The organism is Acinetobacter sp. YH12131 (assembly GCF_013418635.1).
In the GTDB taxonomy this organism is placed as follows: Bacteria; Pseudomonadota; Gammaproteobacteria; order Pseudomonadales; family Moraxellaceae; genus Acinetobacter; species Acinetobacter towneri.
The window spans coordinates 1-4,573 of the sequence record NZ_VPBQ01000038.1; the positions used below are offsets into that span (position 1 = coordinate 1).

The 4,573-nt window shown below is 38.1% G+C and carries 3 protein-coding genes and 1 pseudogene; 2 read left to right on the forward strand and 2 right to left on the reverse strand.

All coding sequences use genetic code 11. The features are described 5' to 3' along the window. A pseudogene (locus tag FTU66_RS13370) lies at positions 1–682 on the reverse strand (hypothetical protein); the annotation flags it as partial. Positions 683–1,699: 1,017 nt separating this feature from the next. Here FTU66_RS13370 and FTU66_RS13375 point away from each other — a divergent pair. Continuing rightward, the gene (locus FTU66_RS13375) at positions 1,700–2,107 is read left to right on the forward strand and encodes a MobC family plasmid mobilization relaxosome protein (RefSeq protein ID WP_180112944.1); all 408 of its coding nucleotides are present in this window, start codon (positions 1,700–1,702) and stop codon (positions 2,105–2,107) included. Then, positions 2,097–3,890, forward strand: a complete 1,794-nt coding sequence (locus tag FTU66_RS13380; protein WP_180112945.1) for a relaxase/mobilization nuclease domain-containing protein — start codon at positions 2,097–2,099, stop codon at positions 3,888–3,890. Before FTU66_RS13375 ends, FTU66_RS13380 begins: the two co-directional genes overlap by 11 nt. Before the next feature lie 23 nt (positions 3,891–3,913). On the opposite strand, the gene FTU66_RS13385 is transcribed toward FTU66_RS13380, so the two are convergent. Then, positions 3,914–4,573 (reverse strand): hypothetical protein (locus FTU66_RS13385; RefSeq protein WP_180112946.1); only part of this gene is annotated, 660 nt, incomplete at its 5' end.

The following is a 4,573-nucleotide window of genomic DNA, read 5'->3' on the forward strand; positions in this document are numbered from 1 at the left end:
TCCCTTGCGGAGCAATATTAGAATCATAAATTGTAATAGGGTTTTCCTTTGTCCCATTTACTTCTAAAGAACCTTCAACTTGGATGCCGAAGTGGTTTCCATTAATAGTGACACCAGGGTTAATTGTTAGCTTAATACCATGTGGTATAGAGATGCCACCTATTAAAGCATATGGTTTGGTTGTATCACTTAAGACAGTATCTTCTTTTAATAAACGTAAATTAATAACATTACTTTCTTTTATAGTTATAGATATATTTTTTTCTAAGTAATTTTTTTGTTGAGTATCATAATATTTCATAGAAATAATATATTTACCTGGCTTGTCAAACGACATTCTGTATTGATTGTCATCTCTCCAACTGTCATAACTAAACCATGGATCTGAACTTTCAGGTTTTTCTTTAAAAGAAAACTGAATATTACTTATATTATTTTGTTTGTTTTTTAATCTCAGAATGGTATGGCTATAATCATTTCCTATTACTTCAAAAAAATCACTAAAAGAATAGGTTTTTTCTTCAGTAGGTGTAGTAGGTGTAGTAGGTGTAGTAGGTGTAGTAGGTGTAGTAGGTGTAGTAGGTGTAGTAGGTGTAGAATTATCACCACCACCACCACCGCCGCCACAAGCAGTTAATAGTGAAATTGTAGAAATTAAAAATGTTAGATGCAGAACCTTCATTCTTCCCTCAATAATTTAAATTGGATACGGTTAAAAATAAAAAATAAATATTTTTTTGCTTCTAATTAATGAAAAAGCCCAATAACTCTTGCAAGTTATTGGGCTTTTCAATTAAATTCAGTGGGTACAGTTATTTGATGCTACCAACATCAATTAACGAAAGATCGGCAGAGCTACCAACTCGTACTGATATTCACCTTAAAGGCTAGTACCACTATCTATTTTAAAGAATTAGAAAAGTTTGACAAGCCTCAATTTGAAGTCCTTCGTTAATTCAGTAGTTTAAATCATCAAATAAGCACCTAACGGTCGAGCTTTATCTACTCCTGTGCGCCCTTTTTTAAAGGAAGATATGCGGTGCATGTGGAGGGAATAAGTGTCACTGGTGCATCGTAGCGATAGTCGCAAGGCTAAACCGCTTACAGGGGATCTCACATAGGCGGAGCGTTGGAAGTAGTTGTATAGGTTGGTTAAGTTGCATGTTGGAGAAATCCTCGCAGAGATATCGCCATACTTCGACAGGGAGCGCGTGGGAGAAGGTGCAAAACCTTTAGTCCTTGTCTGCATGGTCAGCAAAACCATGTGCGGATACGACCGAAGCGTGGCTCCGTCAGCCCAACTACAGGTTAATCGGCAATACTTAAGGGACGTTGATTTTGAATCAGCGACCCTTAGGGAAAGTATTGCCGAAACTCTCTCAACGTTCACCATCAGCCCGAGCAAAGCGAGGGATGTGGGGACGGTGAGAAAGAGTTGAGTGCCTTTAGTTTTACAATATTCATGCCAATACTTCCTAGAGTTTATATACCGTGTCATTTGATTTAATTATTACATAACAATTCTGGCCATTTTTAAATAAGCAAGGATACACAGCTACCCCTATTTAACTACGTTAAATGTGGTAAGCTGTGACCTTGATCAGGGGCTTCACCCCCGATACCCCCGAAAAGCTTTAAACAGAAAAATCAAAGATTTTCCAATTTAAAGCTTACAAAAGCCAAAGCAGGGTAGATTGAAATGTCAGGACAGGAACAAGAAAACAAACAGAGCAAAGCAGTTCGAGAACGAACCTTTAAAGTCAGACTTTCAGAATCAGAATATCGATTGCTCGATTCCAATAATCCTTATGGTTCGATTGCAAAGTTGCTTAGACAAGCAGCAGTAGAGAAAGCGACTAAAATTCATAATTCCAATGCAGAAGATGACCAAAAAATTAAAGCAACAAAGGTTGTTGAATCTTCGTATAGCAAGACAGAGCGAGCGTTAATTTTAGAACTTAGTCGGATTGGTAATAATGTGAATCAGATTGCCAAAGCAGTAAATACAGATATTGCGGGTACTGGTGCTTTCGATAAAGTGAAATTACTTCATTTATTGATTTCAATTGATCAACAGCTTCGGGAGTTACGTCCAGATGATCGTTGATTTTTTTCGACATGGTTCAGGTTTGTCAAAAGGTTGTCTTGATTATTTATTGGGTGAAGATCGAGAGCGTGAACATGCACAAGTGCTTAGTGGTGATGTAGATCTGACAGCACAATTGATTGATAGCAGTCCTTTTACCAAAAAATATACCAGTGGTTGTCTGTCCTTTTACGAGCATGATTTATCAGACCCAGATAAGCAAAAAATCATGCAAGATTTTGAGCGTTGTTTATTCCCAGGACTCGACCAAGACCAGTACCAAATTTTATGGGTACAGCATCAAGATAAAGTGAATCAAGAAACTGGAGAGACACGGTTAGAACTAAATTTTGTGATACCGAATGTCGAGCTTTCGACAGGCAAACGATTACAACCCTTTTATGCTCCAGTAGATTTAGATCGAGTAGACCTATTCAAAAAAATTACCAATGTAGAATATGAGCTTTACGATCCTGATGACCCAAACAATAAGCAATTACTGATTAATAAAAAGAACTTACCGCAAGATATCAAAGACTTCAAAGAGCAACTTCATCAGCGCATTTGCCAAGCGGTTATCCATGGCAAAGTTGCCGATCGGCAAACATTGGTTGAATGGCTTGAATCGAATGAAGTCAAAGTCACCCGAGAAAGTAAACAATCCATATCAATAGAAAATCCATATGGAGATGCAAAGCGTCCTATCCGCTTAAATGGAGAAATGTATGAGCAAGGCTTTAGAGCTACTGGCGAATATCGACAAGAAATACAACAACGAATTGCAGAATATCGAGGAACAACTTCTGAGCGGTATCGAGCAAACGTCACGGATTATCAAAGACAGCTTGAACACAAGAGCCAATACCACCGAAAACGCTATCCAACAGTCGGACGATATGATCTCTCAGCACATTCAGAACAGCTCAAAGCAGATCGAGACACAGTTAGACCAGTACCAAGCCTTGCTACAGTCAAAATTGAGCCGTTTAAAGCAAATGAACGAGGAAATACAGACAGCCGAGAATCAAGCACAGAACAAACAAGTCGAAAAGAAGTTGAGCCTTTTGAATATGGGGCTGATTTCAGCAGTAGTTATTTTAATTATTCTCGTTATTGCGCTCGGATTTATGGTGAAAAGCAAATACAGCGAGATCCAAACCCTGAATATGAGCATCAACGAGAAACAACTCAGAGTCGATCACCTGAACATATCGGGGGGCAGTCTGAACATCAGTACATGCAAACCGACAGGGAGCAAATCCCAACGGCTATGCATCTTGGTCAACGAGAAACAGGGCAGATTTGGGAATGGTTATTACATTCCAATGGGGTACTAAAAGATGACCGAACTAGAAGCGCAATTATTGAAAATTATCGAAGAACAACAGACGCAATTGCAGCAGCAACAGCAAAGTTTAGAATTGATGCAAACGAAAGTTATGAACGTGTTGTCGGTACAGTCAAAAGCAATCGAGACCATGCACAGCAACTTACAGCAGACACAAAAGTCATTCGCGACAATTCAGAAGCAATTTCACGAAGTACAGCAAGGTACAACGCAGTACACGGAACAGATCGGGAGCAAAGTGCAAAAAATGGAGCAGATCACGACCTCCAACGAGCGAGTATCGCAACATCTCTCACAGACGCAAAAAGAAATCTCTCAAACAGTACTGCAATCACAGCAGAACTTGCTCGAAACTTCGGAGATATTGAAGCGAATATCATCAAGATGATGGAATGCAAGAAGGAAATAGAGAAGCCCCAACCTAAGAAAGATAGGGGCATGGATTTTGGGATGTAGAATAGGCTTTTAAGTCTATAAATTTATTTTGGGGTTGTTGGTGATGGCTCTGTTAGGTAAGGAGTATAATTTACATAACCGCTTGAAGATAAACCAGAATTTCTATCTATAATTATAGATTTTATTTTACTTTCATCTGTTGTTCCCCAATAGTTAGATGTGGCATCTAACTCAGTATTAACAGGCAAATGGAAGGCGTTGAAGTTTATAGCATATCTATCCTCTCGCTTAGGATAAATAAATGTATTTCCATAAACCTTTGCTAAGGTATTAATATTAATAGCTGATTGAGTCTGCCAATTCTCAAATTTATTATTTTCTATATTGATAGAATATCTACTTAATTCCCAATTAATACCGCCTGTAGTATTGAAGTTATTTCTTACTATATTTACTGGTCCAGATGGAACCCATAAATATATTTCATCTGTGAAGTCATATAAATAAGAGTCAGATAACTCTAATGTCCCACCAATTCTATCTCCATAAGATGAGTATGGTGCTGTTCCAATTAAGTTACCATGCTTAATAATGATGTTTGCATCGAAGCTTCTATTCCCTTGCGGAGCAATATTAGAATCATAAATTGTAATAGGGTTTTCCTTTGTCCCATTTACTTCTAAAGAACCTTCAACTTGGATGCCGAAGTGGTTTCCATTAATAGTGACACCAGGGTTAATTGT

Excerpts from the sequence above, each read along its gene's own strand:
- FTU66_RS13380 (WP_180112945.1), top strand. The coding sequence starts at position 2,097 with ATGATCGTTGATTTTTTTCGACATGGTTCAGGTTTGTCAAAAGGTTGT.
- FTU66_RS13375 (WP_180112944.1), top strand. The coding sequence starts at position 1,700 with ATGTCAGGACAGGAACAAGAAAACAAACAGAGCAAAGCAGTTCGAGAA.